We start from the raw sequence: 24,213 nt of genomic DNA on the forward strand, positions 1-24,213 counted from the left end.
TCATGAAGAACAAAAGAATCATTATAACCACCGTGATGACCGGTCTGCTTGCCGGATTCTTATCCTCCTGTATGGATAACTTTCTGGATAAACCGGCACATAATATGACTCCCTCCGTATCGCTGAACGATCCTATCAAACTCAGTTCGTCTGTTTACAGTGCCATACTCACATTAGGGGAAGGGCAAGGCGATGCTTTCAGTACTATGGGAGAAATCGCTTCGGATAATGCATTGAGGGGTTCCATACTCAGCGACGCCGGAGGAATCACGCACAACCGCTTGTATAATCAGTTTCAGAACTTCTACGGAATCACTCCTTCTTCCACCAATTATATCAATGATATATGGACGGCAAGTTACAAGGGAATAGACCGCACAAATATCAATATACGCGCACTGGAAAGCTACTTTGACGAGTTCATGAACAAATATAAGAACGGGCTGATTGCCGAGAACAGAGTAGTGCGCGCTTTCTTCTATATGATGCTTGTCAATACGTTCGGAGAGGTGGTTATCCTGCCCGAAGAGGGAGACATCACTCCTGCCGAATATGCCCGGCTGACCAATGACAAGTCTGTGACGCAGCTTTATGACTATATTGTGGAGGACTTGCGCCAAGCCGTGAAGTATATTCCCACCAAACAGGAATGGACGGAGCTTTACACTACCGACTGGCAAGGACGTGCTCATCTGGGGACAGCACAAGGCTTGCTGGCAAAGGCCTTGCTATATCAGGCGGCCAACGAGATTTATTTCAATCATGATCAGGAGAAAGCGGACAAGTGCTATGAGGAGATTGTGGAAATAGTGAAAGCAATGGAAGAGGATTATCCGCTACATAATAACTTTGAAGAGATATTCCGCAGGGCAGGCAATTACTGCTCGGAGTCCTTGTTCGAGATAGGTACGGAGTCCACCTCTACCGGAGATACCCGCTTCGCCGGATGGCGGCCTTCCCAACCCCGATCATACAACGGATACGGACGTGTAGCCCCTACGCTGAATCTCATCAATCAGTATGAAACGGACGGTAGCACGGGAGAAATTATCGATACCCGTTACTTCGGAACCGTCCTGTTCGGGGTCACTAACCCGCTCAGCGGTATGGAACATCCCGAGAACAGCAGTCCGTTCCGAAAAATAAACGGTGACCGGATAAACGGGGTAGCCTTCAACAACAAGAACTTATTGGCTGCCGGATGGCCGAACCGCTATTCACGGAAAGCCGCACAGGAGAAACCGGTAGGAACAGGTGATACTCCGCAAACGAACTTAGGAGGATGCAACCTGAAGTTGCTCCGCATGGGAGAAGTGCTACTGATAGGAGCGGAAGCCGCTTATTATGCCGGTGAGGAGGGGCTTGCCGTAAAATGGCTGAACCTGGTACGACACCGGGCAAACCTGAAAGATTCTCCGTCAACATCGGGTACAGCTCTATTGGAACAGATATGGAAAGACAAGCGTCTTGAGATAGCACTTGAATGGAGCAACCGTTACTATGAACTGGTACGCATAGATAAGTTGCATCCGGGCTATATGATGGCGGCTATGGATGCTAAAGTAAACGATGAGTTCAACGGAATAGAAAAACATCTGAATGATACAAACGGGTGGGGAGCCATCAACAAACCGAATTTCCCGATTACCAAAGAGAATTTCAGAACGATGATTCCTCTTTGCAACAAACTGGAACTTCCGCGCAATTATACCATGCCTATTCCTACCACTGTGTTATCAGATATGCTGAATGTGAAACAAACCCAATATTACAGATAAGACTTATGAAACGATTTTTTTTGTATGTAGCTGCTTTTAGCTTATTAACGTTATCGTCGTGCGGCAATCAGCGCACGACTGATAACTCCGATCAGATAATCGCCCACAAAGTAGATTCTCTTTTAAAGAAAATGACATTGGAAGAGAAGCTGGGACAGATGATCATCTATCCCACCAAGGGTAATGTTACAGGTCCTACGGGCTCGATAGACAACATCGAGGAACTGATAAAGGAAGGAAAATGCGGGAATCTGTTCGGTGCTCTCAACGCTTCGGAAGCCCACAGACTGCAAAAACTGGCTATGGAGAATACCCGTATGAAAATTCCTTTGTTGCTGGGATGCGATGTTATCCACGGATATAAGACCATCTTCCCCGTCAATCTGGGTATCTCCGCTTCTTGGGATTTGGAAGAGATAGAGCGTTTTGCACGAGTATCTGCAGAGGAAGCTTCGTCCGGAGGATTGCATTGGACGTTCTCCCCGATGTGCGATATCAGCCGTGATCCCCGTTGGGGACGGGTGTCCGAAGGTTCGGGTGAGGATCCTTATCTCGGAGGTCTTATCGCAGCAGCGATGGTACGCGGATATCAAGGAGACGATTTGTCAAAAGACAACACTATTCTCTCTTGCGCAAAGCATTTCATTGCCTATGGTGCCGCGCAGGCAGGACGTGATTATCACACGGTGGACATCTCAGAACGGGAATTGCGGGATACTTATCTCCCACCTTTCAAAGCCGCCATTGACGCCGGAGCCGCTACCGTGATGAGCGCGTTCAATGAATACGACGGAGTGCCTTGCACCGCCAACAGCTTTCTGATGCGCGATCTTTTAAGAAAAGAGATGGGATTCAAAGGTTTTGTCGTTTCAGATTATACGGCTGTGAAAGAATTGATTGCGCACGGTGTTGCCGGCAATGACGAAGAGGCTGCTTCTTTGGGCATGAACGCCGGAGTGAATATGTGCATGGTGGATAATCTTTATCTTTTCCATGGTGAGAAGCTGGTAAAGGAAGGGGTTGTACGTGAAGAAACGGTCAACGAATTATGTGCGGAGATTCTGACGATGAAGTATAAACTGGGACTATTCGACGATCCTTACCGCTACGGCAGTGAAGAGAAAGAAAAGAGCACTATATTCAATGAGAGCAATCTATTGGCTGCCAAAGAACTGGCAAAAAAGTCAATGGTATTATTGCAGAACAACAATAACGTACTTCCCGTAAAGGAAGGAAAGAAGATTGCGCTCATCGGTCCTTTTGCCAACCATAAACGGGAAATGCTGGGTTCATGGGTACTGGCCCCGGAACCGAAACGTACAGTTACGTTCCTGGAAGGTTTGGAAGAGAGATATGGAAAACAGAATATCTACTTTGCTCCCGGTTGCCGGATACATGAAGAGATTCCCGATGGCTTCAAAAAGGCGGTGGTACAAGCACAAAAGGCGGATGTAATCTTCTACACAATGGGATTGTCGCAAAAGGAAAGCGGTGAGGCAGCCAGCATGACTTCGCTCAAATTGCCGGAAGTACAGATGCAACTGCTTGAGAAACTGAAATCAACAGGAAAGCCCATCGTTGTTCTGCTTGTTGTGGCACGTCCCATCGAGTTGGAAGAGGTGACGGAAAAGGTATCCTCTCTCCTACTCACATGGAATCCCGGTACAATGGCGGGAGCGGCATTGGGAGAAGTTGTCAGCGGTGACTACAACCCTTCCGGCAAACTGACACTGAGCTTTCCGCTGGTCACAGGACAAGTGCCTCTTTATTACAATATGAAGAATACAGGCCGTCCTATGGGCTTAAAATCGGTATCGAGCGAGAAATATAAGTCACGGTATATCGACTGTCCGAACGAACCGCTTTATCCTTTCGGCTATGGTCTGAGTTACACTACATTTGAGTATTCGGATATCCAGCCCTCGTCCGTCATTGCGGGAGAAGGCGATACCCTTCAGTTCAGTGTCAATGTCACCAATACCGGAAATGTAGACGGTGAAGAAGTGGTACAGCTTTACATACGTGACATGAAGGGTAGCGTGACACGGCCGGTCAAGGAACTGAAAGGCTTTAAGAAAATCATGATTAAAGCCGGAGAAAGCCGGAAAGTCACTTTCAACCTTTCTCCCGAAGACCTCTCTTTCACACGCAAAGATATGACTTGGGGACAAGAAAAAGGTGAGTACAAACTATGGATAGGCGGAGACTCCAACGCAAACCTGGAAGCATCCTTCACTATTAAGTGACGCTCTTCATGAAAGGTGTATCAAAACACCTTCTCGCTAAAGGCTACAAAAAACCCCGCAAAAGTAAATATTTTGCGGGGTTTTGTATCTTCTAAACTGTTAGATTGTTGGACTACCAAGATTCGAACTTGGACAAACAGAACCAAAACCTGTTGTGCTACCATTACACCATAGTCCAAACTTATGCGCTTTCTGTTAAAAAGCGGTGCAAAGATAGAGGTTTGCAAGCAAACCTCCAAATATTTCATTCATTTTTTTACTTTGCCACCTAATAAATAATGAGCTATTACTTTGCAATCAGCAAATAATAGTTCTTTTTACCGCGCTGAACAAGCAGATATTTCTCATCAAGCAGGTCAGCTGCCGTAATTACCTGGTCAAAAGCCGCCAGCTTTTCTTTATTCAACGAAACACCTCCGCCTTGAACCAACTTACGCATTTCACCTTTCGAAGCAAATACAGCCGCATTATCAACGAATAAGTCAACAGCTTTCACACCTTCCGCCAATGCATCACGGGAAATCTCAAACTGAGGTACGCCTTCGAATACAGCAAGCAGCGTATCCTCATCCAATTTACGCAACGCTTCCGAAGTTGCATTACCAAACAAAATGTTTGATGCATCCACTGCTGCGTTATAATCTTCTTCGGAATGAACCATTACGGTAACTTCCTTAGCCAGACGTTTCTGAAGGATACGCAAGTGCGGAGCTTCCCGATGTTCTGCAATCAGAGCTTCTATTTCTTCCTTCTCGATGGAAGTGAAAATCTTGATATAACGTTCTGCATCAGAGTCGCTTACATTCAGCCAGAATTGGTAGAACTTGTAAGGAGACGTATAACGGGAATCCAACCAGATATTTCCGGATTCCGTCTTACCGAACTTACCGCCGTCAGCTTTTGTAATCAACGGACAAGTCAGCGCAAAAACCTCTCCTCCATTCGTACGACGAATCAATTCGGCACCAGTCGTAATGTTACCCCATTGGTCAGAACCGCCCATTTGCAATTTACATCCCTTTGTTTCATATAAATGAAGGAAATCATATCCCTGAAGCAGCTGATAAGTGAACTCGGTAAATGATAACCCGTCACGCGCTTCACCATTCAGGCGACGCTTTACAGAATCCTTCGCCATCATATAGTTCACTGTGATATGCTTACCCACTTTGCGAGCGAAATCAAGGAAACTGAAATCTTTCATCCAGTCATAGTTGTTCACCAGCTCGGCACGATTAGGCACATCCGACTCGAAGTCGAGGAATTTGGCAAGCTGTTTTTTAATGCATGCCTGATTGTGACGCAATGTCTCTTCATCCAGCAGGTTACGTTCCGCTGATTTTCCCGAAGGGTCACCAATCATACCTGTAGCGCCACCAATCAATGCCAACGGTTTATGACCGCAGCGTTGGAAATGACGAAGGATCATCACTCCGCAAAGGTGACCAATGTGTAGCGAATCGGCAGTCGGGTCGATACCCAAATAGGCAGTCACCTGCTCTTTGCTTAACAACTCTTCCGTTCCCGGCATGATGTCCTGCAACATGCCACGCCATCTCAATTCTTCTACAAAATTCATCGTATTACTCTTTAATTATTAGGTTTTTATTCTATTTCAATCCCGTAGGGGGCAAAAGTACGACTCTTTCTCGGAAGATACAACTCTTATGCCCTAAAAAAGACATTTTGAATGTTCCGGCGGATGGTTTCTCGCAGTGTTTCCACTCCTACCCCACGCACTCGGGCTGCCCGATACAGAAGCTCTTCGATATCAAGCGAACTTTCGTCTGTCTCCAGAAACAGACGATCATCGGATACCGCTCTCATTGCTTCATCCGAATAAAACTCTCCGAAAGATAGATACAATCCTTTATCCTGCAATTGTTCCGCCTGTTCGGGCTTTCCCCTAAAGCCATGCCATATCCAGGGCTGTCCGGGCCGGAATTGCTTTTTCACAGCCAATATTTTATCCGTCATTCTCACATTGTGAAGAATCAGAGGCAAATCATATTCCATCGACAGAGTCATCTGCGCCATAAATGCTGCCGTTTGAATTTCCATTGAAGCTCCCTTCAATTTATCCAGTCCCCCCTCTCCTATGGCCACAATGCGCTTGTCGGGCAAATGCTCAATAATAAAATCCGATTGCTGTTTCAAATTATCCGGTGTCAGTTCCCAAGGATGAATGCCGACAGAATAATAATACCCCTCTTGCAACGGCGTTCCTGCCAACTGACGATAATTGATAATCGCCTTACCACCGGACTGTTCCTCTCCCTTATGGGTATGAATATCCAAAATAGCATTAACAGCGTTTATATCACTCTCTCCCATTATTACTTTTTATTTATATGATTAAGGTACGGGATCATAACCTGAGCCACCCCACGGATGACATCTCAGAATACGTCGCACAGTCAGATACAGGCCTTTTACAGGTCCATGTTTCTTAATCGCCTCAACTGCATAGGCCGAACAGGACGGTGTGAACCGACAAGAAGGAGGAGTTAACGGTGAAATACAAACCCGATAAAAATAAATAGGAATAAGCAGCAAGAATGAAAACACTCTCCGCAGCATATCTTTTACGAATATCCAGCTGACAGATATTCGGGAACCATGAAATTTCATGAGGACAGTTTTTCAGAGATGCGCGAAAGCGCTATTTTCATCTTCTCTTCCAATTCGGCAGTCGCTGTAAGCTCGTCCGACAGATAGATAAAGGCGATTGCCAAATGCTGTTCCCGGCCTTGCAGACATTCCAGCAGGATGGATTTATTCTTCCGGTAAGCCTCGCGTATCTGACGTTTCACCCGATTGCGCTTTACCGCCCGCTTAAAACGTCGTTTCGACACGCTGATCAGTATGGAAGCCGAAGCCTCGCCTTGTTCGACAGGCATATATACAACGCGTATCGGAAAGATGGAAAACGACTTTGAAATACCGCCCTCAAACATCTTTCCGATCAAAATCTTACTATTCAGCCTTTCGGCTTTGCACAAAGTATATATACCCACTTTGTTTATTTATTGTTTTCTTTGATAAACATATCAAGCGCAGCAGTCATTGACGGAGCCTGCACCGTAGGAGCCTCAAGATCCAGACGAAGCCCGGCGTCGCGTACAGCCTGTGCGGTAGTGGAACCGAAAGTACCTATCTTTATCTCCTTCTGGTTAAAATCAGGGAAGTTCTTTTTCAATGAAGTCACTCCGGCAGGGCTGAAGAATACCAGCATATCATAATCAAAGTCTTCATCAGGTGTAAAATCATTGCTGACCGTACGATACATCACAGCTTCCGTATGCTGTATACCGTTCTTGTCGAGCAGATTCTTCACATCGTCATTATGCACGTCCGACATCGGAACGAAATATTTCTCCGTTTTATGCTTCACAATGGATGGAATCAGGTCTTCAATCTTTCCTGTAGCTCCAAAGAAAATTTTACGCTTGCGGTATTGCACATATTTCTGGATGTACAACGCAACGGCTTCCGTCACACAGAAATACTTCATCGTTTCAGGAATCGTCACACGTAACTCGGTGCACAAGTTAAAGAAATGGTCAATAGCATGACGAGAAGTGAATATAACGGCAGTATGATCGAGAATCGAAATTTTCTGTTGCCGGAATTCTTTCGCCGAAAGACTTTCAACCTTGATAAACGGCCGGAAATCTATTTTTACGCCATACTTCTCTGCTATGTCGTAATAGGGAGATTTCTCTGACGCAGGCTTAGGCTGCGAAACTAGTACTTTTTTAATTTTCAACGTCCTAAAATTTTATTAGCAATATATCATTAATTCGAACCATACCTTGATAGAGTAGCAGACAAGGTACTATTTCAAGAGCGCAAAAGTACAAAATTAATAGGAAAAGGTCGCCAAATTGATGAAAAAAAAGCTTTATCCACTTATAAAACATCAACATTTTGGTGAAAATCAGAATAATTGAGCCGATTATAATCAAATTGGTAAAACTCAAGTCGAAATAAACGAGAAAAAGCACGAACGGAAAAAGAGCAAATCCAATATAATATATGAGTGCGGAATAAGATTCCAGCCACATATTTGTCCTGTTTTTATCAAAGAAAGTCCACCCCAGAAACATATAAAGTAACCATTTCAGTAAGAGATAGGTAAGGCAAAAGACGACATAGATTCCCACTAGCAGGAGAGAGGACACATGATCCATAAGGGTAGGGCACGTATCATGAAAATAATTGAAAAAAGTGATACCCGACAACACGCAGGTCTGCAATACTAACACCAGCAGATAACGCACATCAGCCGCTGTAGAGCTATCGAAAATACTTGTCCGTTCGCGATGCAGTACAAAATCTTTCACTTGCTGAGACAGAAATTTCTTTCCTTTAGCCAAAGCAATAGACGAAAGAAAAAAGCAAACCAGCAAGGTCAGAGCAATAGTATCATCTGTACGGGGAGAATAGGAGACAGGAATGCCTTCAACACCGGAAGTAAACAGCTCCACAATCATATAGCCGCAAATTTACGAATGGAAATATCCCATACAGGAGTCTCATAGAGCAATCTCAACGCCTCTTCAGGTGTCTGTGCCACTTTCCATATATCTCCATGCTGTTGACGCATAAAATTCTCGTCAATCGCCTTCCCAAGCATTTCCAGCAATGGATCAAAGAAACCGTTTACATTCAAAATGACAATAGGATTGAGATACAGCCCCAATTGCTTCCAGGTAATAATTTCCAGCAGTTCTTCCAACGTACCGCAGCCACCGGGCAATGCAACAATACCGTCACTCAGATTTGCCATCTTCTGTTTCCGTTCATGCATGGATTCTACTTCAATCAGTTCTGTCAATCCGGTATGGTGCCAATTCTGTTCCACCATAAAACGGGGGATCACTCCCGTCACTTCACCGCCATTCTTCAACACCGCATCTGCAACGGCACACATCAAGCCGATACTGCCTGCCCCGTTAATCAGACGAATGTGATGTTCGGCAAGCAAGCTGCCCAGCTCTTCGGCTGCTTTAAAATATACAGGATTTATCTTGGTGCTGGAAGCGCTATATACGCATACGGAATGTATCTGGTTCATTGCTACGATTTTATTGTATCACCCTGCAAAATTACGAAAAAAAACAAAGGCCGCAACCTCCTTTCCCCGAAAAGGAAAATGAAATTGCGGCTCTTATCAAATAAGTCAAGCTCGGTTTCAGACTATTTACAGACCGAAAGCGGCTTTAATTTTATCTACATAGTCGAGTTTCTCCCATGTAAAGAGTTCAACGTCTACCGTCTTGTCTCCTTCATAGCGGGAGAAGAACTTCTTCGTTACCACCTGCGGTTCGCGCCCCATGTGACCGTATGCAGCCGTTTCCTGATAAATAGGATTACGAAGTTTCAGGCGCTCCTCGATAGCTTTCGGACGAAGGTCGAACAACTGGTCGATAACGCGGGCAATCTCACCGTCAGTCATGTTCACGTGAGAACGGCCGTAAGTATCTACAAAGATATTGATCGGACGAGCCACGCCGATAGCATAGCTCACCTGTACAAGCATTTCGTCCGCTACGCCTGCCGCAACCATATTCTTTGCGATATGACGTGCCGCATAAGCTGCGCTGCGGTCTACCTTGCTGGGATCTTTTCCGGAGAAAGCGCCACCACCGTGAGCACCCTTGCCGCCATACGTATCAACGATAATCTTACGTCCTGTCAGACCGGTATCTCCATGAGGACCACCGATTACAAACTTTCCGGTAGGATTGACATGATAGATAATTTTATCATTGAACAGCGCCAACACCTTATCATGATGAATGGAAGCAATCACACGAGGCATCAGAATCTCGATCACATCACGACGGATGATAGACAACATCTCTTCGTCAGCCTTCAGCTGGGCAGTCTGCGAATCATCTTCCGGCTGGATAAAGTCATCGTGCTGCGTAGAAACAACAATTGTATCAATACGAACAGGAGTTCCGTTGTCGTCATATTCGATAGTTACCTGGCTTTTTGCATCGGGACGAAGGTAAGTCATTACCTTTCCTTCACGACGGATATCAGCCAGCACTTGCAGAATGCGGTGTGCCAGATCAAGAGAAAGCGGCATATAGTTTTCCGTTTCATTGGTAGCATAACCGAACATCATACCCTGGTCGCCCGCACCCTGTTCCATCGGATCCTGACGTTCCACACCACGGTTGATATCGGGGCTCTGCTCATGAATGGCGGAAAGCACACCGCAAGAGTTACTTTCGAACATGTACTCTCCTTTGGTATAGCCGATTTTCTTAATTACCTCACGTGCGATGAGCTGGAGATCAACGTACGCTTTTGTTTTCACTTCACCCGCTAGCACCACTTGTCCGGTAGTCACTAGTGTTTCGCAAGCTACTTTCGAACTGGGGTCGTAAGCCAACAGTTTGTCAAGCACGGCATCCGATATCTGATCGGCTACCTTGTCGGGGTGTCCTTCTGACACCGATTCGGATGTAAATAAGTATCCCATCTTTTTAAATTAAGAATTAAAAATTGAAAATTAAAAAATGAGAGAGAGCAGGAGAGGTGAGTGCTGCAAGGATTAAACCGCAAAGCGTCGGTAAGACGTGTTTTAGCATTTTTTTCCGTGGTTGCAAGCTACTCAAATCTGTCCACACCTTCATTTCGGGTGCAAAGATAAAGAGATTTCGGAGATAATGAGTATCTTTGGTCCGTATTTAACACATAAATAGATTTAAAATGATTCTAAATAAGAAATTAAAAACGCTCTTAGTCCTGGCGCTTTATATAGGCTTCACGATTGCCATCTATGCCATTGTCTGCCATTTCATTGACAGACCGTTCCAGGAGATTCATCTGCTGTATGCAATATTGATAGGCTGCATTGCCTATTTGCCGGTATTTATTGCGGAGAAAAAGAAGAAATAAGTTCCCGCATCGTCTTCCCCAATACCGGATGTACCAGTTCCGGAGCTATTTCCGCCAACGGTTTCATCACGAAGTCACGTTCCGCCATCAGCGGGTGGGGGAGATTCAATTCCGCTCCGGACGGAGTGACTGCAGAGAGAATCAGATCCTCATAAAGCAACAGGTCAATATCAATCAGGCGGTCGCTATAAGCGCCATTGACCGACTTCTTCGTGCGCCCCAATTCACGTTCAATCGACTGCGTTTTCTGCAACACATCCAAAGGAGACAGTTCCGTTTCCACACAAGCCGCCGCATTCAGGAAACTATTCTCAGAGGTAAAGCCCCAAGGGGCAGTTATGTAAAAAGCAGACAGGGAAACGACTTTCCCTATCTGCTCTTCTATTTTTTGCACGGCAACCTTAAGATTCTGTTCTTTATCTCCCAAGTTAGTGCCGAGTCCTACATACACTTTCGCCATTATTTATCCAGAATCAGCATTGCATCTCCATACGTACCGAAGCGATAACCTTCTTTCAGCGCTACATGATAAGCATCCATCACCTGTTCATAACCGCCAAAGGCAGCTACAATCATCAGCAAGGTAGAAAGCGGCATATGGAAGTTGGAAATCATTGAATTGGCTACGGTGAATTCATACGGGGGGAAGATAAACTTATTAGTCCAGCCCTCAAATTCCTTCAGATGTCCGTCCGTGCTGACCGCACTTTCAATCGCACGTATCACTGTCGTACCTACCGCACACACATTCTTGCCGTTATCTTTCGCACGGTTGACAGTCTTCACAGCCGCTTCATCCACAAACATCTGTTCCGAATCCATCTTATGCTTTGTCAGGTCTTCCACATCGATATCGCGGAAGTTGCCCAAACCGGCGTGCAGAGTGATGTAAGCAAAGTCCACTCCTTTGATCTCCAGGCGCTTCATCAGCTCACGGCTGAAATGCAGGCTGGCAGTCGGGGCAGTCACCGCACCTTCGTTCTTCGCAAAGATAGACTGGAAACGCTCCGCATCTTCCGGCTCTACCGGACGGTTGATAATCGTATGGGGCAGGGGAGTCTCGCCCAATTCATATAAAGCTTTCTTGAACTCGTCATGAGGTCCGTCATAAAGGAAACGGAGCGTACGGCCACGCGAAGTAGTATTGTCAATCACCTCAGCCACCATCGAATCGTCCGGTCCGAAATACAGCTTATTACCGATACGGATCTTACGGGCCGGATCCACCAACACGTCCCACAGGCGTAGTTCTTCGTTCAACTCACGCAACAAGAACACTTCGATACGGGCACCAGTCTTCTCCTTGTTACCATACAAACGAGCCGGAAATACCTTTGTATCGTTGAATATAAACACATCCTTATCATCAAAATACTCTAGAACTTCCTTGAACATCTTGTGCTCAATCTTACCAGTATTACGATGCAATACCATCAAACGCGATTCATCCCTATACTTCGTCGGGTGCAACGCGATCTTGTCTTCGGGTAACTTAAATTTGAATTGTGATAATTTCATATCTATTCCTTATTACGTTAATTATTTTCTTCCTCATTTTCTATTTCCTGCCGGTCTATCCACTCTTTAAAGTGTTCAGGGTCCAGACAGTCTTCCAGACGGACATCGCCCACACGTGTACGAATCAATCCCGTCAGATGCGCTCCGCTGTGGAGTGCTTCGCCAATATCGCGTGCCAACGCACGGATATACGTTCCCTTGCTGCATACCACACGAATCCGAATCATCGGTTCCGATGTTTCCAGACAGCATTCCAGCAATTCAATCTCGTCGATAACAAGCTGCTTCGCCTTTAGTTCGACTTCCTCGCCTTTCCGTGCCAACTCATAAGCACGTTTTCCATCCACCATACAGGCGGAGAAGGCAGGAGGAACCTGTTCTATCGTACCTATAAAATGTGTCAACACTTCTTCCACCATCTCCCGTGTGATATGTTCGGTAGGGTAGGTAGCATCTATCTCGTGTTCCAAATCGTACGACGGCGTAGTAGCCCCCAGCCGGAGCGTGGCGATATACTCCTTCGTATGATATTGAAACTCTTCTATCCGCTTCGTGGCCTTACCCGTACATACTATCATCACCCCCGTTGCAAGAGGATCCAGCGTACCAGCGTGTCCGACTTTCAGTTTTTTCACTCCTATCCGGCGACAGATATGATAGCGGGCATGTCCCACTACTTTAAATGAAGTCCACCCGAGAGGTTTATTAAAAAACAGTACTTCTCCTTTTTTAAAATTCATCAGCCTTTATTTATAACTCATTCGCTTCTGCGACAACTCATCCAAAGCCCGTCAGCCTATTTGCAGATTATATCCCATCAACAACATCACCAGAATAGCTCCGCCCACGATAATCCGATACCAACCGAAGGCCTTAAAACCATATTTGGTCACGAAGCTTATAAAGAACTTTATAGCAAGCAAAGCGACGATAAAAGCCACTACATTACCAATGATAAGTGCCGGCATATTATTCATCAGTATTTCAGTCCCTCCATCCAGAAAGAGTTTCAGCACCTTATATCCGGTTGCCGCAAACATCGTCGGCACTGCCAGGAAAAACGAAAACTCGGCTGCTTCCTTACGTGTCAGTTTCTGCGCCATACCGCCCACAATAGTAGCCATCGAACGCGAAACGCCCGGTATCATGGCAATACACTGAAACAAGCCGATACTGAATGCTTTCTTTTCCGTCAGCACCGTATCTTCACTTCCTTTCGTGAATATTCTGTCGCAAAACAACATGAACACTCCGCCAATTACCAGCATAACGGCAACCACCGTCACACTCTCCAACAATTCATCTATCTTATCACTGAATAAGAAACCCAATATAGCCGCAGGGATAAAAGCGACCAACAGTTTCCAATAAAAATCGAACCGATGCAGCAAACGCTTCAGCCAGAAAGTACCGGCAGGCACCGGAGTGTTGTTCAACCGGAAGAACCGTTTCCAATAAAGGCAGACAACCGAAAGAATCGCGCCAAACTGAATAATAACTGTAAAAGCCTTCACGAATTCCGTACTCTCTACTCCCAGTATGTTTTGTGTTATAATCATGTGTCCCGTAGAAGAAACCGGAAGAAACTCCGTCAATCCCTCTACAATAGCGATGATAATTGTTTCAAATGTAGTCAGATCCCCCATCTTTATTTCTCTGTCTTTTGAGTTTTAGGTTTGCGCAACACAGCGTATATCATAGACAAGAAGCCAAACAGGCAAACAGCAGGCGCTATCTTTATTCTACGTACACTGAAGATATCCGGTTCAAAGGCTGTTTCGGACGACGAAGGTCCCGCCATCAGCAGGAACCCGATGATAACAATCGCCATTCCTATTGCTAGCAAGATAAAGTTCACTTTATCAAAGGCAAATTTCTGCTTGTCAGACATAGTTTCAATTAAAAATTATAAATTAAAAATTATAAATTAAAGTCGCAAACGACGTGTCTCACTACCTCAACTTATTACTTATCACTCATTATCCGCTAAATATAGTACAGGCTGTTCGCCCTCATTCTCAGATATTTATTGATTGACACATAGGCGCAGAGCCATGTAATCACAATTCCAAACACCAATACGCTTGCACATACAATCAACATCACCTCGGGCGTGATGACCTGGAGCAGCTCCGGCTCGTATGTCACCGCCCAATAAGCAGTTCCCATCAACACCGTATCTGCCACAACCGCCGCCAACACTCCGCTCCACACATTCTTCCGGAGGAATGGGCCACGAATAAATCCCCAACTCGCACCTACTAGTTTCATGGTGTGAATGAGGAATCGCTTGGAGTAAATGGCCAGCCTTATCGTATTGTTTATCAATGCAAAAGAGATAAAGGTAAGCACTACTGCCAACGCAAGCAGCACCAGGCTGATATTCCGTATATTGTCATTCACCGCGTCAATCAGCTCCTTCCGATAGAGCACATCCTGTATGTTGGTATTCCTCTTGATCTTCTTCTCTATCTTCGCGATACTGTCGGAATTCGCATACTCGGAATGGAGCTTGATTTCGATAGAAGCGGTGAAAGGATTATAACCCAGAAACTCTTTGGGGTCAGTGCCCATCGCCTCCGTCTGCTCTTTCAAAGCCTGCTTCTTAGAGATGTATTCGGACTCTTTCACGAAAGATTCACCGTTCAGTTTCTTCTGAAGTTTCAGTATGTCGGCCTCCTTCATATCGTCACTGATAAGAATAGAGAAACTGATATTCTCACGAACATAGACGGAAAGATTGTGTGCCGTCAACACGAAAAAGACGACCAGTCCCAGCAACAGCAACACCAGTGTCGTACTGATACTCGACGTAATGAACTGCATGTCGAAAATCGAACCTGACTTATACTTGTTTTTATTTCCCATGCGTTATCTCTTTTTTCGGAATACGTAAATCATAGAACTGCTCCGTTCCTTTCGTCCCAAAGCGTTGAACCAAGCCAGCGTGCCTGCATACATCCCTTTCAGGAAACTGCACGAACTGCCACGATGTTTCTCGCTCAGCATAGATACGTAAAACGCATCGAACGGCATCGGATGGCGTGCTGCCATAATAAAACCGTGACGGGAAGCCAACTGCTGTATAGTGCCCGGAGTAAAATGCCAAAGGTGGCGGGGAACGTCGTATGCCGCCCAATATTCGCCATAACGCTTGGCATCGTACGAAGAACAGTTGGGCACTGCCACAATCAATACTCCTTTTTCCGTCAGCAGCTCACGGAGTCGTCCCCACACCTCATTGAGGTGTTCTAGATGCTCCATCACGTGCCAAAGGGTAATGACATCAAAGCTATCGGGAGCAAACTCTTTCAGTGCCGACTCCGGCTTTACGTCCAGATTGAAATGCGCTTTTGCAAATTCACGTGCCTGCGGACTTTTCTCTATCGCCTCCACTTTCCAACCACGACGTACCATCGTATCGGCAAAGTAACCGGTTCCCGTACCTATATCGAGCAAACGTCCCGTCTTGCGATGCGCTTCTCTGGCTACCAGACGCGCTTTGCTGCCCAGCATATAGGAACGTACGTAATGATAGATATTATTCATCGCGCCCTTGCGCGTATCAGTGTGGGAGATGTAATCGGGAGTCTCATAATACTTGCCTATCTCTGCTTCCACCGGAACTCCTTGCGTGAACGTAAAGCTGCAATCGTCACACGAATACAGCTCAAACTGTTCGCCCGAAGCATAAAAATCCGTACAAGTCATGACGCGTTTCAAGTGCGTACAACCACACACCGGACAAGCATTTATACTGAGTTTCTCCATTAATCCTAAAACAAAATTAAGTGCTGCCTCAATGCAAGAAGCAACACTATACCCTAATTTGGTGCAAAGAAACAAATAAAATGTGATGGATTGGGCTTTCGTTAAGGACTTTTAATAGAAAACAGAAATATAAACCCTGCATGATTTTGCTAAATCTTGAGAGATAAAATGATAAAGCAGCCTGTTGGGAGAAAGAAGTATACCAGTGAGTATCTAATCATGCTAATAGAAAAAATTACCCTGATATGGATTAGACAAATTTAAGTCAACTTATATCAAGGTAAGACACGTTATTAATTACTGATCCCATTTAAAGAATCTACGTATCCTATCTTCTTTATCATAAAAACTTTCGTTATTGATCGTTCTAGATAATGAATCTGACTTCAAAATAATACCTGAATATCTATCATCATGTTGTATTCTAAATCCTGTCGGTTTTCCATTTATATTCAAAAAACAAAAGGTTGAATCTGCAAATAGAATCATTAGAGAATGATTCGTAAATTTCTATGTAAGGGGCAGATAAATGTCCCTTGTCTATCAAGATCGTTACTTGATCGGCAACACGTTGATGTATCTCAGGAAGGGTAGGGGGACATACATCCCCAAAATATCACTACCATAATAATTCTGATAAGTTTTCTCATATGTTTACTATTTTCGTATATATTATAATAGGTCTTCTTTTGAAAATATAGGTATAGATTTTATCTGCGACTTTTTGTTATTATACTCATATAGCATTCCCTCCTTTCCGCTATCTCTAATGTAAACAGCATTTTTACGTTTAGGTTTGGCCAGATTAAAATCATTCCCGGCTCCTCGTTTGGTACCTCCCGAAAATGGGAATGAATATCTATTATTCTCTCACCTTCTATCTGAAGTTGCTTTTGAGCACAGGTCCCATTCACAGAATATTCACTCTTATCTGTTACTACTACTGTTTTAATACTGTTATCATCATATACATCTAATTGCCACTCTACCGAGGTATTGTCAGCAGCAAATTTAAATACTGCAGCAGCTGTTTCCAAATCTTGTGTACTTCCATAAGCTTTTATGTATGCATTTCCTTTTTGTGAATTATACATATTCCCAAGAAGTCCCGCTTTTACTCTAATCGACTTCGAACGGTCGTCAAAGGAAGCAAGGTTATCCGTAGAACTTCTATATCCTCATATTCTTTGGGGTTTCATTGAATAATCTTCCTGATTTGGTCACTACATAATCATCCTTTCCATCTAAATCAATCCTCAACACAGGACTATTCTTGCAATATGTATACGGACTACAGCCATAATACTTCTCACTTGACGGATCCACCGCATGCCATCTACCTATCACCGCATCATAATGTCTCGCACCATAATCATACCAATCCAAACCACCTTTTCTATCAAGCTCCTTACCATTATACTTATAAGGTTGAACTGAATTCGAAGAAGAAGAAGACATCAGGCCACCGAAAGGATAATAATCATTCACCTCTTCTACATTGCCGGTTTCATCAACAACTACACGATTATTGCCCTGATGATCTTTCAGATAGTAATGGTACTTATCATCAGCCAAAGTGATATAACCGGACTCGGTCAGCAACCATGCAGCGACACCGTTTTCATAGATCAAATTGCCGCAATAATCCGTCAACATAGTATCATTTCCTATGATGTGCGTGGTACGAAGTTTAGTACCTTCAGCGTCATAAACATACTCCTGAGACTGACTGGCACCGTCTTTAAAATCCATTCCATTACCATAAGCGGAATTCGTCGCATTATCATAAACGGACTGCAATTGGTTACCGTGGTATGTTAGGTTCAGATTGCCAATCAGACCATAGCCGGATAATGAAGTCCGACCATAACGGAGCAATCTCAAAATATTTCCTTGCTTGTCATACCCCGTGACCTGCTCATCAAAACGATGGGAATTCAACGAAAGAGCAGAATCCTCACCATAAAAAGCATTAGTCAAACGATTCAGTCCGTCATATTCGAACTTATACCCACACTCCGAACTCTCACTCCCATACTGACAAGTCATAGCACTGATATTGCCATTATAACGGGCGATTCCCATACCATCGTTATAATACAGTTTCTGAGCGAATAAAGGACCGGACAGTTTACCCAACCAAGAACGGACATTATAACTGTATTCAGTCTGCAAAGACGGATGGCCCTTGCGTTTATTCCTCTGCAAATGTCCCAATTCATCATATTTATTATCCGCCAAAAGAAAAGGAGAGGAATCATTCAACTGACAGGACGTTGTCAGCAAACGGCCCATCAAGTCGTAGGTATAAACAAACCGCTCCGTTAACGGTTCTTCACCATTGCAGGCATGATGAATCCGCTCTTCCGCTAACAGTTCACCCGAAAGATTGCAAGAAAGATACGACATATCATAACCTCCCCGATGATTGAGCGATTTAGTCTGTACAATACGCTCCAAGGAATCATAATAGCTCACAGAACAATTAATAGACACAGCACTATCCCCATACAAACACATATACACCGCTCCTGTGGGCAAACCACGGGGAATACAGGAGGAAATAGGTGAAAATCCTGAAACACAAGAGTCGCCTAACAGGAAAACCTTGTGGGCAGAAAAGAGTGATGTATCAAGAAAGGAATAATCATCATAATAATTAATTGCCAACAATGTCGGAGACACCAAAGAGAGACCCGTCACACTATATCCCGAACCGCCAAGACCCACGGTATCACACAATCCTGCTGCCACTTTCGCCACATCCACAACAGAAGTGATATACGGAGAGATGTATATCGTCTCTTTCGATTTGGATGGAGACCAATATCTGACCGTGAAGTACGTCAGCAAATCAGAGAAAGAGGGTTGTATCCGACTCGTCAGCTACAACCCGCATCACGACCCCATGGACCTGCCTCTGAAATGCATTCACACGATGGCTATCGTAAAATTCTCGATCAGGAAAAACATGATGATGTAAGTTTCACCACAGTTTTCACCACAGAGGACACAGAGGTTTTTTCCTTTTTTTTAAACCTCCGTGTCCTCTGTGTCCTCTGTGGTGAAAAATCAGATTTCTTCGCCTTTCAGCGTAGCCGAGCTGGCTTCCGTGATACGTACGTTCACGAAGTCGCCGACACGATGTATGCCCCGATCGAACACTACGACACGGTTCTGTTCCGTACGGCCGAACAGCTGGTCACGCGAGCGCTTGGAGACTCCTTCCACGAGGACTTCGTACGTCTTTCCGATACAACGCTGGTTGGACTCGGCGGACAGACGGTTCTGCAAGGCGATAATCTCGTTGAGGCGACGCACTTTCACCTCTTCGGGCACATTGTCTTCAAGATGTTTCGAGGCATACGTTCCCGGACGTTCGGAATATTTGAACATGAAAGCCGCATCGTATCCGCACTCTTCCATCAAAGAGAGCGACATGGCGTGATCTTCCTCCGTCTCGGAATGAAAACCGGAGAAGATATCCGTTGTCAGTCCGCAGTCGGGGATGATACGTTTGATAGCCGCCACCCGGTCCAGATACCATTCGCGGGTATACTTGCGGTTCATCAGCTTCAGAATGCGGGAACTACCGCTCTGCACGGGCAAGTGGATATGCTTGCACACATTGGGAACCTGCGCGATCACTTCAAGCGTTTCATCGCTCATATCCTTCGGATGGGAGGTCGTGAAACGGATACGTACACCCGGAGCCGCCTCCGCCACAGTACGCAGCAACATCGGGAAAGTGACTGTCTCGCCCGTCGGTTTCTCAAAACGGTAGGAGTTGACGTTCTGTCCCAGCAATGTCACCTCCTTATAACCTTTCGCCACCAGGTCAGCCACTTCGTTCAGGATACTCTCTACATCACGGCTACGCTCGCGCCCGCGAGTATAGGGCACGATACAGTAGGTACAGAAGTTGTTGCAACCGCGCATGATGGACACGAATCCGGAAATATGGTTGCCGCAGATACGCGACGGAATCACATCCCGATAAGTTTCGGTAGTGGAAAGTTCCACATTGATCGCCTTCTCTCCGGCTTCTACAGCGGCAATCAGATCGGGCAATGTCAGGTATGCATCCGGCCCCACCACGAGGTCTACGTGATGATTCGTTATCAGATCGTCCTTCACCCGCTCGGCCATACATCCCAGTACGCCCACAATCAAGTGTTTTTTCTTTTTCTTCAACGAATGGAAGAACTCCAGACGGTTCAGGATTTTCTGCTCCGCATTGTCACGGATAGAACAAGTGTTCATAAACACGGCATCGGCCTCCTCAAGCGTTTCCGCCACAGAGTAACCCGCCATTTGCATCACTGAGGCAATCACCTCGCTGTCGGCCACATTCATCTGGCAGCCGTAAGTCTCGATAAACAGCTTTTTGCTGTCATCAGCAGTTGCGGATTTAAAGTCCGCTCCCGTTAATTCGTTCATACTCAAATCTAAATTAAAAATTCGGCTGCAAAGATACGGCTTCGCTTTTAATAAGATACAAATTAGCGCGAAAATAACACCAAAACTTGCGATTAAGTCACATAACCTGTAATTAATGTTAAGGGAATAAACATTTTCCGGCAGTATTCTTGGCAATTTTAATTTTATTTTTCACATTTGTGCAATGAAAGAAACATTAGATTTTTTCATAGTTAAGGTTTAGGTTAAAAAAATTAAGGGGAGCTGTGAAGCTGCCCTTTTTTCATACTGAAAAGTTATCCTGAATCAGATTTAATACGTAACTTTGGCAGATAACTAAATAGCAGTGAAGCACAATGGAAGATTTCTTAAAATTTCTCTTGATAGCAGGCGTCATTCTTGTGGGAATATTTAAAGAGGTGAATAAGAATAAAAAGCCCGGCAAACGCCCCGTTTCCCCTATGCCATCGTCCGACGAAATAAAACCGGACGCAGTTCCTATGCCCGAAGCGTGGAGTAACCCCAAACGGAAAAAGAAACGGGAAGAAGTATCCGTAGCCGCCTCCATAGCGAACAGCGCCGCACAGGACAAACGCAATATCCGGCAAAACTCCCAATACAACGCTCCCGACGAGTCGTCGCCCGGCAACGAACAGGATTTCACAATCCGCTCGGCGGAAGAAGCCCGACGCGCCATTATCTGGGGAGAGATTCTTCAACGAAAATATTAAGCGATAATTAACCCTAAAATATCAACTGTATTTTAACACGAAATTGTACTATTTATGCCACTAAATCGTATCTCGGCAGCGGAAGCTGCAAGCCTGATCAAACATGGCTACAACATCGGCCTTAGCGGATTTACTCCCGCCGGAACAGCCAAGGCTGTCACAGCCGAACTCGCAAAAATCGCTGAAGCGGAACACGCGAAAGGAAACCCGTTTCAAGTAGGAATTTTTACAGGTGCATCTACCGGAGAATCTTGTGACGGCATACTATCACGTGCCAAAGCCATCCGTTACCGCGCTCCTTACACTACCAACGCCGATTTCCGCAAAGCTGTGAACAACGGAGAAATTGCCTACAACGACATACATCTTTCACAGATGGCGCAGGAGGTGCGCTACGGATTCATGGGCAAAGTGAACGTTGCCATCATCGAAGCTTGCGAGGTGACTCCGGACGGAAAAATCTACCTGACTGCCGCCGGCGGTATCGCCCCGACCATCTGCCGCCTGGCAGACCAGATTATTATCGAGCTGAACAGTGCGCACAGTAAATCCGGCATGGGACTGCACGACGTATACGAACCTCTGGATCCTCCTTATCGTCGCGAGATTCCGATCTACAAGCCGAGTGACCGCATCGGACTGCCGTACGTGCAGGTAGATCCGAAAAAAATTGTCGGTGTGGTGGAAACCAATTGGCCGGACGAAGCCCGTTCTTTCGCCGCTGCCGATCCGCTGACCGACAAAATCGGGCAGAACGTGGCCGACTTCCTTGCCGCGGATATGAAACGCGGTATCATTCCGGCTACATTCCTTCCGTTGCAGTCGGGCGTGGGAAACATCGCTAACGCCGTACTCGGTGCATTGGGACGCGACAAAACAATTCCCCCTTTCGAAATGTACACTGAAGTGATTCAGAACTCCGTGATAGGTCTGATCCGCGAAGGACGTATCAAGTTCGGCAGTGCCTGCTCACTGACTGTCACCAACGACTGCCTTGAAGGTATTTACAACGATATGGATTTCTTCCGCGACAAGCTGGTGCTCCGTCCGTCGGAAATATCAAACAGCCCCGAAGTGGTTCGCCGTCTCGGTGTAATTTCCATCAATACGGCTATCGAGGCGGATATTTACGGTAACGTGAACTCTACCCACATCGGTGGCACGAAGATGATGAACGGTATCGGCGGCTCGGGCGACTTCACCCGCAACGCTTATATCTCTATCTTCACTTGTCCGTCTGTGGCTAAGGAAGGTAAGATCAGCGCTATCGTTCCGATGGTGTCTCACCTCGACCACAGCGAGCATTCTGTAAATATCATCATCACCGAACAGGGTGTTGCCGACCTTCGTGGCAAGAGTCCGAAAGAACGTGCGCAGGCTATCATCGAGAATTGTGCGCATCCCGACTACAAACAGTTGCTTTGGGATTATCTCAAACTGGCCGACGGCAAAGCCCAGACTCCACACGCCATCCAAGCTGCACTCGGAATGCACGCGGAACTGGCTAAGAGCGGTGATATGAAGAATACGAACTGGGCTGAATACGCAAAATAAATAGAATATAGAATTTACAGTATTCCAGGTCAAATAGATATAATTGTATTCTCTGGTAAACAAAATCCGGTTATTTTTGTTTATTAGAGAATACAATTGTATTTTTATAGAGGAATTAATAAACCACTCCTATGAAACAACTATTTGCCACATTCTATCAACTAAGAGAACGGGTCTCATTAGACTTCGTAAGATATCTGTATCATGAGATTCGTTGAAACAACCGGTTAATAGCCATAACAGGCGCTCGTGGAACGGGGAAGACAACCCTCATGCTTCAATATATAAAAGAGCATTACCCTGGTTATGACAATGATACACTTTATGTTTCATTGGATAATATTTGGTTTACTACCCACTCTCTATTTGAGTTGGCGGATGAGTTTCAGAAAATGGGAGGGAAAGCTTTGTTTTTGGACGAAGTGCATAACCGGCTCTTCTTTGCTCGAAATACATAAAGGTGAAGCCGATCTTTCAAGAAGAGCCGTTACCTATCATTTGCACGGACTTTCTTTCCGTGAGTTCCTGCAATTTGAATATGGATATAAAATGGAAGTGCTCCCGCTTTCCGATATATTGACCAAGCATATAGAACTGGCCATGAACGTAAGCAAACAGTTGAAACCGCTTGTAGCATTCAACGAATACTTAACTTACGGTTATTTCCCTTTTTATAAAGAAGATAAAATATTGTACCACGAGAGGTTATTAGCCATCTTGAATACAATTCTAGATGTAGACTTACCTTCTACTGAAAAAATAGATTATTATTCCATTGGTAAAATAAAAAAGCTATTTTCCATCCTCGCAGGACTTGTGCCATATATTCCCAATATATCAATGCTCAGCAAAGAAATAGAAGTCAGTCGCATCAGTCTGTTGAATTATCTATCCTATCTCCAAAAGGCCCAAGCCCTCTTGCTGCTCGACAAAGAAACTTCCGGCATCAAACAACTGACAAAACCGGAAAAGATTTATTTAGGTAATACAAACTATGCATACGCACTGGGAGGAGAAAAAACAGACATAGGAAATGTCCGCGAAACATTCTTCTTCAATCAAACAGCCGTAAAACATAAAGTTACCTATTCCTCTCAAATAGATTTCACACTGAATGAGACATACAATTTCGAGATTGGCGGTAAAAACAAAATTCAAAAACAATTAGCAGGAGTGGAGAACGGATATCTGGCTCTTGACAACATAGAAATTGGATTCAATAACGAGATTCCATTTTGGTTGTTCGGATTAATGTATTAACGGAGGGATGACATCACC

General features: G+C 45.1%; 27 protein-coding genes, 1 tRNA gene and 1 pseudogene. 8 read left to right on the plus strand and 21 right to left on the minus strand.

Going from position 1 to position 24,213, the window contains the following annotated elements; translation table 11 throughout:
- Positions 1 to 2: 2 nt before the first annotated feature.
- Complete coding sequence (locus H8S63_RS12710) at positions 3 to 1,778, plus strand: RagB/SusD family nutrient uptake outer membrane protein (RefSeq protein WP_186926985.1); 1,776 nt, start codon at positions 3 to 5, stop codon at positions 1,776 to 1,778.
- 5 nt (positions 1,779 to 1,783) lie between these two features.
- A complete protein-coding gene (locus tag H8S63_RS12715; protein WP_186926986.1) occupies positions 1,784 to 4,024 on the plus strand; it encodes a glycoside hydrolase family 3 N-terminal domain-containing protein in 2,241 nt (746 codons plus the stop codon).
- 107 nt (positions 4,025 to 4,131) lie between these two features.
- Here H8S63_RS12715 and H8S63_RS12720 read toward each other — a convergent pair.
- The 9 genes from H8S63_RS12720 to metK all read right to left on the minus strand — a co-directional run bounded on the left by H8S63_RS12720 (position 4,132) and on the right by metK (position 10,523).
- A tRNA-Gln gene (locus H8S63_RS12720) sits at positions 4,132 to 4,202 on the minus strand.
- A gap of 108 nt (positions 4,203 to 4,310) precedes the next feature.
- Positions 4,311 to 5,603 (minus strand): tyrosine--tRNA ligase, encoded by a 1,293-nt coding sequence (gene tyrS, locus H8S63_RS12725; RefSeq protein ID WP_007757222.1) that lies wholly within the window; start codon positions 5,601 to 5,603, stop codon positions 4,311 to 4,313.
- An 86-nt stretch (positions 5,604 to 5,689) separates the two neighbouring features.
- Positions 5,690 to 6,358, minus strand: coding sequence for a TatD family hydrolase (locus H8S63_RS12730; protein ID WP_186926987.1), 669 nt, complete (start codon positions 6,356 to 6,358; stop codon positions 5,690 to 5,692).
- A gap of 21 nt (positions 6,359 to 6,379) precedes the next feature.
- A complete protein-coding gene (gene yidD / locus H8S63_RS12735; protein WP_370527609.1) occupies positions 6,380 to 6,604 on the minus strand; it encodes a membrane protein insertion efficiency factor YidD in 225 nt (74 codons plus the stop codon).
- Between the two features lie 47 nt (positions 6,605 to 6,651).
- Positions 6,652 to 7,041, minus strand: coding sequence for a ribonuclease P protein component (gene rnpA, locus H8S63_RS12740; protein ID WP_022275807.1), 390 nt, complete (start codon positions 7,039 to 7,041; stop codon positions 6,652 to 6,654).
- Between the two features lie 5 nt (positions 7,042 to 7,046).
- Positions 7,047 to 7,793, minus strand: a complete 747-nt coding sequence (locus tag H8S63_RS12745) for a uroporphyrinogen-III synthase (protein ID WP_007757211.1) — start codon at positions 7,791 to 7,793, stop codon at positions 7,047 to 7,049.
- Positions 7,794 to 7,797: 4 nt separating this feature from the next.
- Positions 7,798 to 8,520, minus strand: coding sequence for a DUF4271 domain-containing protein (locus tag H8S63_RS12750; protein ID WP_186926988.1), 723 nt, complete (start codon positions 8,518 to 8,520; stop codon positions 7,798 to 7,800).
- On the minus strand, positions 8,517 to 9,104 hold the full coding sequence (locus H8S63_RS12755; RefSeq protein ID WP_007757209.1) for a TIGR00730 family Rossman fold protein: 588 nt from the start codon (positions 9,102 to 9,104) through the stop codon (positions 8,517 to 8,519). The genes H8S63_RS12750 and H8S63_RS12755 overlap by 4 nt, the downstream gene beginning before the upstream one ends.
- A 126-nt stretch (positions 9,105 to 9,230) precedes the next feature.
- Positions 9,231 to 10,523, minus strand: coding sequence for a methionine adenosyltransferase (gene metK, locus H8S63_RS12760; protein ID WP_007757208.1), 1,293 nt, complete (start codon positions 10,521 to 10,523; stop codon positions 9,231 to 9,233).
- Positions 10,524 to 10,753: 230 nt separating this feature from the next.
- Here metK and H8S63_RS12765 point away from each other — a divergent pair, with 230 nt between their 5' ends.
- On the plus strand, positions 10,754 to 10,942 hold the full coding sequence (locus H8S63_RS12765; protein ID WP_007757207.1) for a hypothetical protein: 189 nt from the start codon (positions 10,754 to 10,756) through the stop codon (positions 10,940 to 10,942).
- On the opposite strand, the gene folK is transcribed toward H8S63_RS12765, so the two are convergent.
- From folK to H8S63_RS20375, 11 genes are all read right to left on the minus strand, one after another.
- The gene (folK, locus tag H8S63_RS12770; protein WP_007757205.1) at positions 10,917 to 11,402 is read right to left on the minus strand and encodes a 2-amino-4-hydroxy-6-hydroxymethyldihydropteridine diphosphokinase; all 486 of its coding nucleotides are present in this window, start codon (positions 11,400 to 11,402) and stop codon (positions 10,917 to 10,919) included. The genes H8S63_RS12765 and folK overlap by 26 nt on opposite strands.
- On the minus strand, positions 11,402 to 12,460 hold the full coding sequence (gene queA / locus H8S63_RS12775) for a tRNA preQ1(34) S-adenosylmethionine ribosyltransferase-isomerase QueA (RefSeq protein ID WP_022275809.1): 1,059 nt from the start codon (positions 12,458 to 12,460) through the stop codon (positions 11,402 to 11,404). The genes folK and queA overlap by 1 nt, the downstream gene beginning before the upstream one ends.
- 17 nt (positions 12,461 to 12,477) lie before the next feature.
- Positions 12,478 to 13,200, minus strand: a complete 723-nt coding sequence (truB, locus tag H8S63_RS12780) for a tRNA pseudouridine(55) synthase TruB (protein WP_186926989.1) — start codon at positions 13,198 to 13,200, stop codon at positions 12,478 to 12,480.
- A gap of 51 nt (positions 13,201 to 13,251) precedes the next feature.
- A complete protein-coding gene (locus tag H8S63_RS12785; RefSeq protein ID WP_186926990.1) occupies positions 13,252 to 14,106 on the minus strand; it encodes an undecaprenyl-diphosphate phosphatase in 855 nt (284 codons plus the stop codon).
- Between the two features lie 2 nt (positions 14,107 to 14,108).
- On the minus strand, positions 14,109 to 14,351 hold the full coding sequence (locus H8S63_RS12790; protein WP_007757194.1) for a DUF3098 domain-containing protein: 243 nt from the start codon (positions 14,349 to 14,351) through the stop codon (positions 14,109 to 14,111).
- A gap of 95 nt (positions 14,352 to 14,446) precedes the next feature.
- Positions 14,447 to 15,328: an ABC transporter permease gene (locus tag H8S63_RS12795; RefSeq protein WP_007757193.1), complete on the minus strand. Its 882-nt coding sequence runs from the start codon at positions 15,326 to 15,328 to the stop codon at positions 14,447 to 14,449.
- Between the two features lie 3 nt (positions 15,329 to 15,331).
- Positions 15,332 to 16,231 carry a class I SAM-dependent methyltransferase gene (locus H8S63_RS12800; protein ID WP_022275811.1) on the minus strand — a complete coding sequence of 300 codons (900 nt, stop codon included), beginning with the start codon at positions 16,229 to 16,231 and terminating at the stop codon, positions 15,332 to 15,334.
- Positions 16,232 to 16,528: 297 nt separating this feature from the next.
- A complete protein-coding gene (locus H8S63_RS12805) occupies positions 16,529 to 16,687 on the minus strand; it encodes an Imm65 family immunity protein (RefSeq protein ID WP_349953290.1) in 159 nt (52 codons plus the stop codon).
- A complete protein-coding gene (locus tag H8S63_RS20370) occupies positions 16,656 to 16,778 on the minus strand; it encodes a hypothetical protein (protein ID WP_349953291.1) in 123 nt (40 codons plus the stop codon). Before H8S63_RS20370 ends, H8S63_RS12805 begins: the two co-directional genes overlap by 32 nt.
- 163 nt (positions 16,779 to 16,941) lie before the next feature.
- Positions 16,942 to 17,325, minus strand: a complete 384-nt coding sequence (locus tag H8S63_RS12810) for a JAB-like toxin 1 domain-containing protein (protein WP_186926992.1) — start codon at positions 17,323 to 17,325, stop codon at positions 16,942 to 16,944.
- A gap of 76 nt (positions 17,326 to 17,401) precedes the next feature.
- Positions 17,402 to 19,000 carry an RHS repeat domain-containing protein gene (locus H8S63_RS20375; protein WP_270565674.1) on the minus strand — a complete coding sequence of 533 codons (1,599 nt, stop codon included), beginning with the start codon at positions 18,998 to 19,000 and terminating at the stop codon, positions 17,402 to 17,404.
- 1 nt (position 19,001) lies between these two features.
- Between H8S63_RS20375 and H8S63_RS12820 the strand changes: the two are divergent.
- Positions 19,002 to 19,214, plus strand: a pseudogene (locus H8S63_RS12820) (S24 family peptidase); the annotation flags it as partial.
- 89 nt (positions 19,215 to 19,303) lie between these two features.
- On the opposite strand, the gene miaB reads toward H8S63_RS12820, so the two are convergent.
- Complete coding sequence (gene miaB, locus H8S63_RS12825) at positions 19,304 to 20,671, minus strand: tRNA (N6-isopentenyl adenosine(37)-C2)-methylthiotransferase MiaB (RefSeq protein WP_186926993.1); 1,368 nt, start codon at positions 20,669 to 20,671, stop codon at positions 19,304 to 19,306.
- A gap of 335 nt (positions 20,672 to 21,006) precedes the next feature.
- Between miaB and H8S63_RS12830 the strand changes: the two genes are divergently transcribed.
- From H8S63_RS12830 to H8S63_RS12840, 4 genes are all read left to right on the plus strand, one after another.
- Positions 21,007 to 21,381 (plus strand): hypothetical protein, encoded by a 375-nt coding sequence (locus H8S63_RS12830; protein WP_007757184.1) that lies wholly within the window; start codon positions 21,007 to 21,009, stop codon positions 21,379 to 21,381.
- Positions 21,382 to 21,435: 54 nt separating this feature from the next.
- Positions 21,436 to 22,935, plus strand: coding sequence for an acetyl-CoA hydrolase/transferase family protein (locus tag H8S63_RS12835; protein ID WP_186926994.1), 1,500 nt, complete (start codon positions 21,436 to 21,438; stop codon positions 22,933 to 22,935).
- 272 nt (positions 22,936 to 23,207) lie between these two features.
- Positions 23,208 to 23,393 (plus strand): hypothetical protein, encoded by a 186-nt coding sequence (locus H8S63_RS20140; protein ID WP_229091115.1) that lies wholly within the window; start codon positions 23,208 to 23,210, stop codon positions 23,391 to 23,393.
- On the plus strand, positions 23,377 to 24,195 hold the full coding sequence (locus tag H8S63_RS12840) for a hypothetical protein (RefSeq protein ID WP_229102230.1): 819 nt from the start codon (positions 23,377 to 23,379) through the stop codon (positions 24,193 to 24,195). Before H8S63_RS20140 ends, H8S63_RS12840 begins: the two co-directional genes overlap by 17 nt.
- The last annotated feature ends 18 nt before the right edge of the window (positions 24,196 to 24,213 follow it).

This window comes from Bacteroides sp. NSJ-39, from assembly GCF_014287315.1.
In the GTDB taxonomy this organism is placed as follows: domain Bacteria; phylum Bacteroidota; class Bacteroidia; order Bacteroidales; family Bacteroidaceae; genus Bacteroides; species Bacteroides finegoldii.

What these genes read in the sequence shown, in the direction of transcription:
- miaB (WP_186926993.1), bottom strand. Translation starts at nt 20,671, where the DNA reads ATGAACGAATTAACGGGAGCGGACTTTAAATCCGCAACTGCTGATGAC.
- H8S63_RS12795 (WP_007757193.1), bottom strand. Translation starts at nt 15,328, where the DNA reads ATGGGAAATAAAAACAAGTATAAGTCAGGTTCGATTTTCGACATGCAG.
- H8S63_RS12790 (WP_007757194.1), bottom strand. Translation starts at nt 14,351, where the DNA reads ATGTCTGACAAGCAGAAATTTGCCTTTGATAAAGTGAACTTTATCTTG.
- H8S63_RS12835 (WP_186926994.1), top strand. Translation starts at nt 21,436, where the DNA reads ATGCCACTAAATCGTATCTCGGCAGCGGAAGCTGCAAGCCTGATCAAA.
- H8S63_RS12765 (WP_007757207.1), top strand. Translation starts at nt 10,754, where the DNA reads ATGATTCTAAATAAGAAATTAAAAACGCTCTTAGTCCTGGCGCTTTAT.
- yidD (WP_370527609.1), bottom strand. Translation starts at nt 6,604, where the DNA reads ATGCTGCGGAGAGTGTTTTCATTCTTGCTGCTTATTCCTATTTATTTT.
- H8S63_RS12730 (WP_186926987.1), bottom strand. Translation starts at nt 6,358, where the DNA reads ATGGGAGAGAGTGATATAAACGCTGTTAATGCTATTTTGGATATTCAT.
- H8S63_RS20140 (WP_229091115.1), top strand. Translation starts at nt 23,208, where the DNA reads ATGCTTCAATATATAAAAGAGCATTACCCTGGTTATGACAATGATACA.
- metK (WP_007757208.1), bottom strand. Translation starts at nt 10,523, where the DNA reads ATGGGATACTTATTTACATCCGAATCGGTGTCAGAAGGACACCCCGAC.
- H8S63_RS12800 (WP_022275811.1), bottom strand. Translation starts at nt 16,231, where the DNA reads ATGGAGAAACTCAGTATAAATGCTTGTCCGGTGTGTGGTTGTACGCAC.
- H8S63_RS12785 (WP_186926990.1), bottom strand. Translation starts at nt 14,106, where the DNA reads ATGGGGGATCTGACTACATTTGAAACAATTATCATCGCTATTGTAGAG.
- H8S63_RS12750 (WP_186926988.1), bottom strand. Translation starts at nt 8,520, where the DNA reads ATGATTGTGGAGCTGTTTACTTCCGGTGTTGAAGGCATTCCTGTCTCC.
- tyrS (WP_007757222.1), bottom strand. Translation starts at nt 5,603, where the DNA reads ATGAATTTTGTAGAAGAATTGAGATGGCGTGGCATGTTGCAGGACATC.
- H8S63_RS12830 (WP_007757184.1), top strand. Translation starts at nt 21,007, where the DNA reads ATGGAAGATTTCTTAAAATTTCTCTTGATAGCAGGCGTCATTCTTGTG.
- H8S63_RS12710 (WP_186926985.1), top strand. Translation starts at nt 3, where the DNA reads ATGAAGAACAAAAGAATCATTATAACCACCGTGATGACCGGTCTGCTT.
- truB (WP_186926989.1), bottom strand. Translation starts at nt 13,200, where the DNA reads ATGAATTTTAAAAAAGGAGAAGTACTGTTTTTTAATAAACCTCTCGGG.
- H8S63_RS12810 (WP_186926992.1), bottom strand. Translation starts at nt 17,325, where the DNA reads ATGTATAATTCACAAAAAGGAAATGCATACATAAAAGCTTATGGAAGT.
- H8S63_RS12715 (WP_186926986.1), top strand. Translation starts at nt 1,784, where the DNA reads ATGAAACGATTTTTTTTGTATGTAGCTGCTTTTAGCTTATTAACGTTA.
- folK (WP_007757205.1), bottom strand. Translation starts at nt 11,402, where the DNA reads ATGGCGAAAGTGTATGTAGGACTCGGCACTAACTTGGGAGATAAAGAA.
- H8S63_RS12755 (WP_007757209.1), bottom strand. Translation starts at nt 9,104, where the DNA reads ATGAACCAGATACATTCCGTATGCGTATATAGCGCTTCCAGCACCAAG.
- queA (WP_022275809.1), bottom strand. Translation starts at nt 12,460, where the DNA reads ATGAAATTATCACAATTCAAATTTAAGTTACCCGAAGACAAGATCGCG.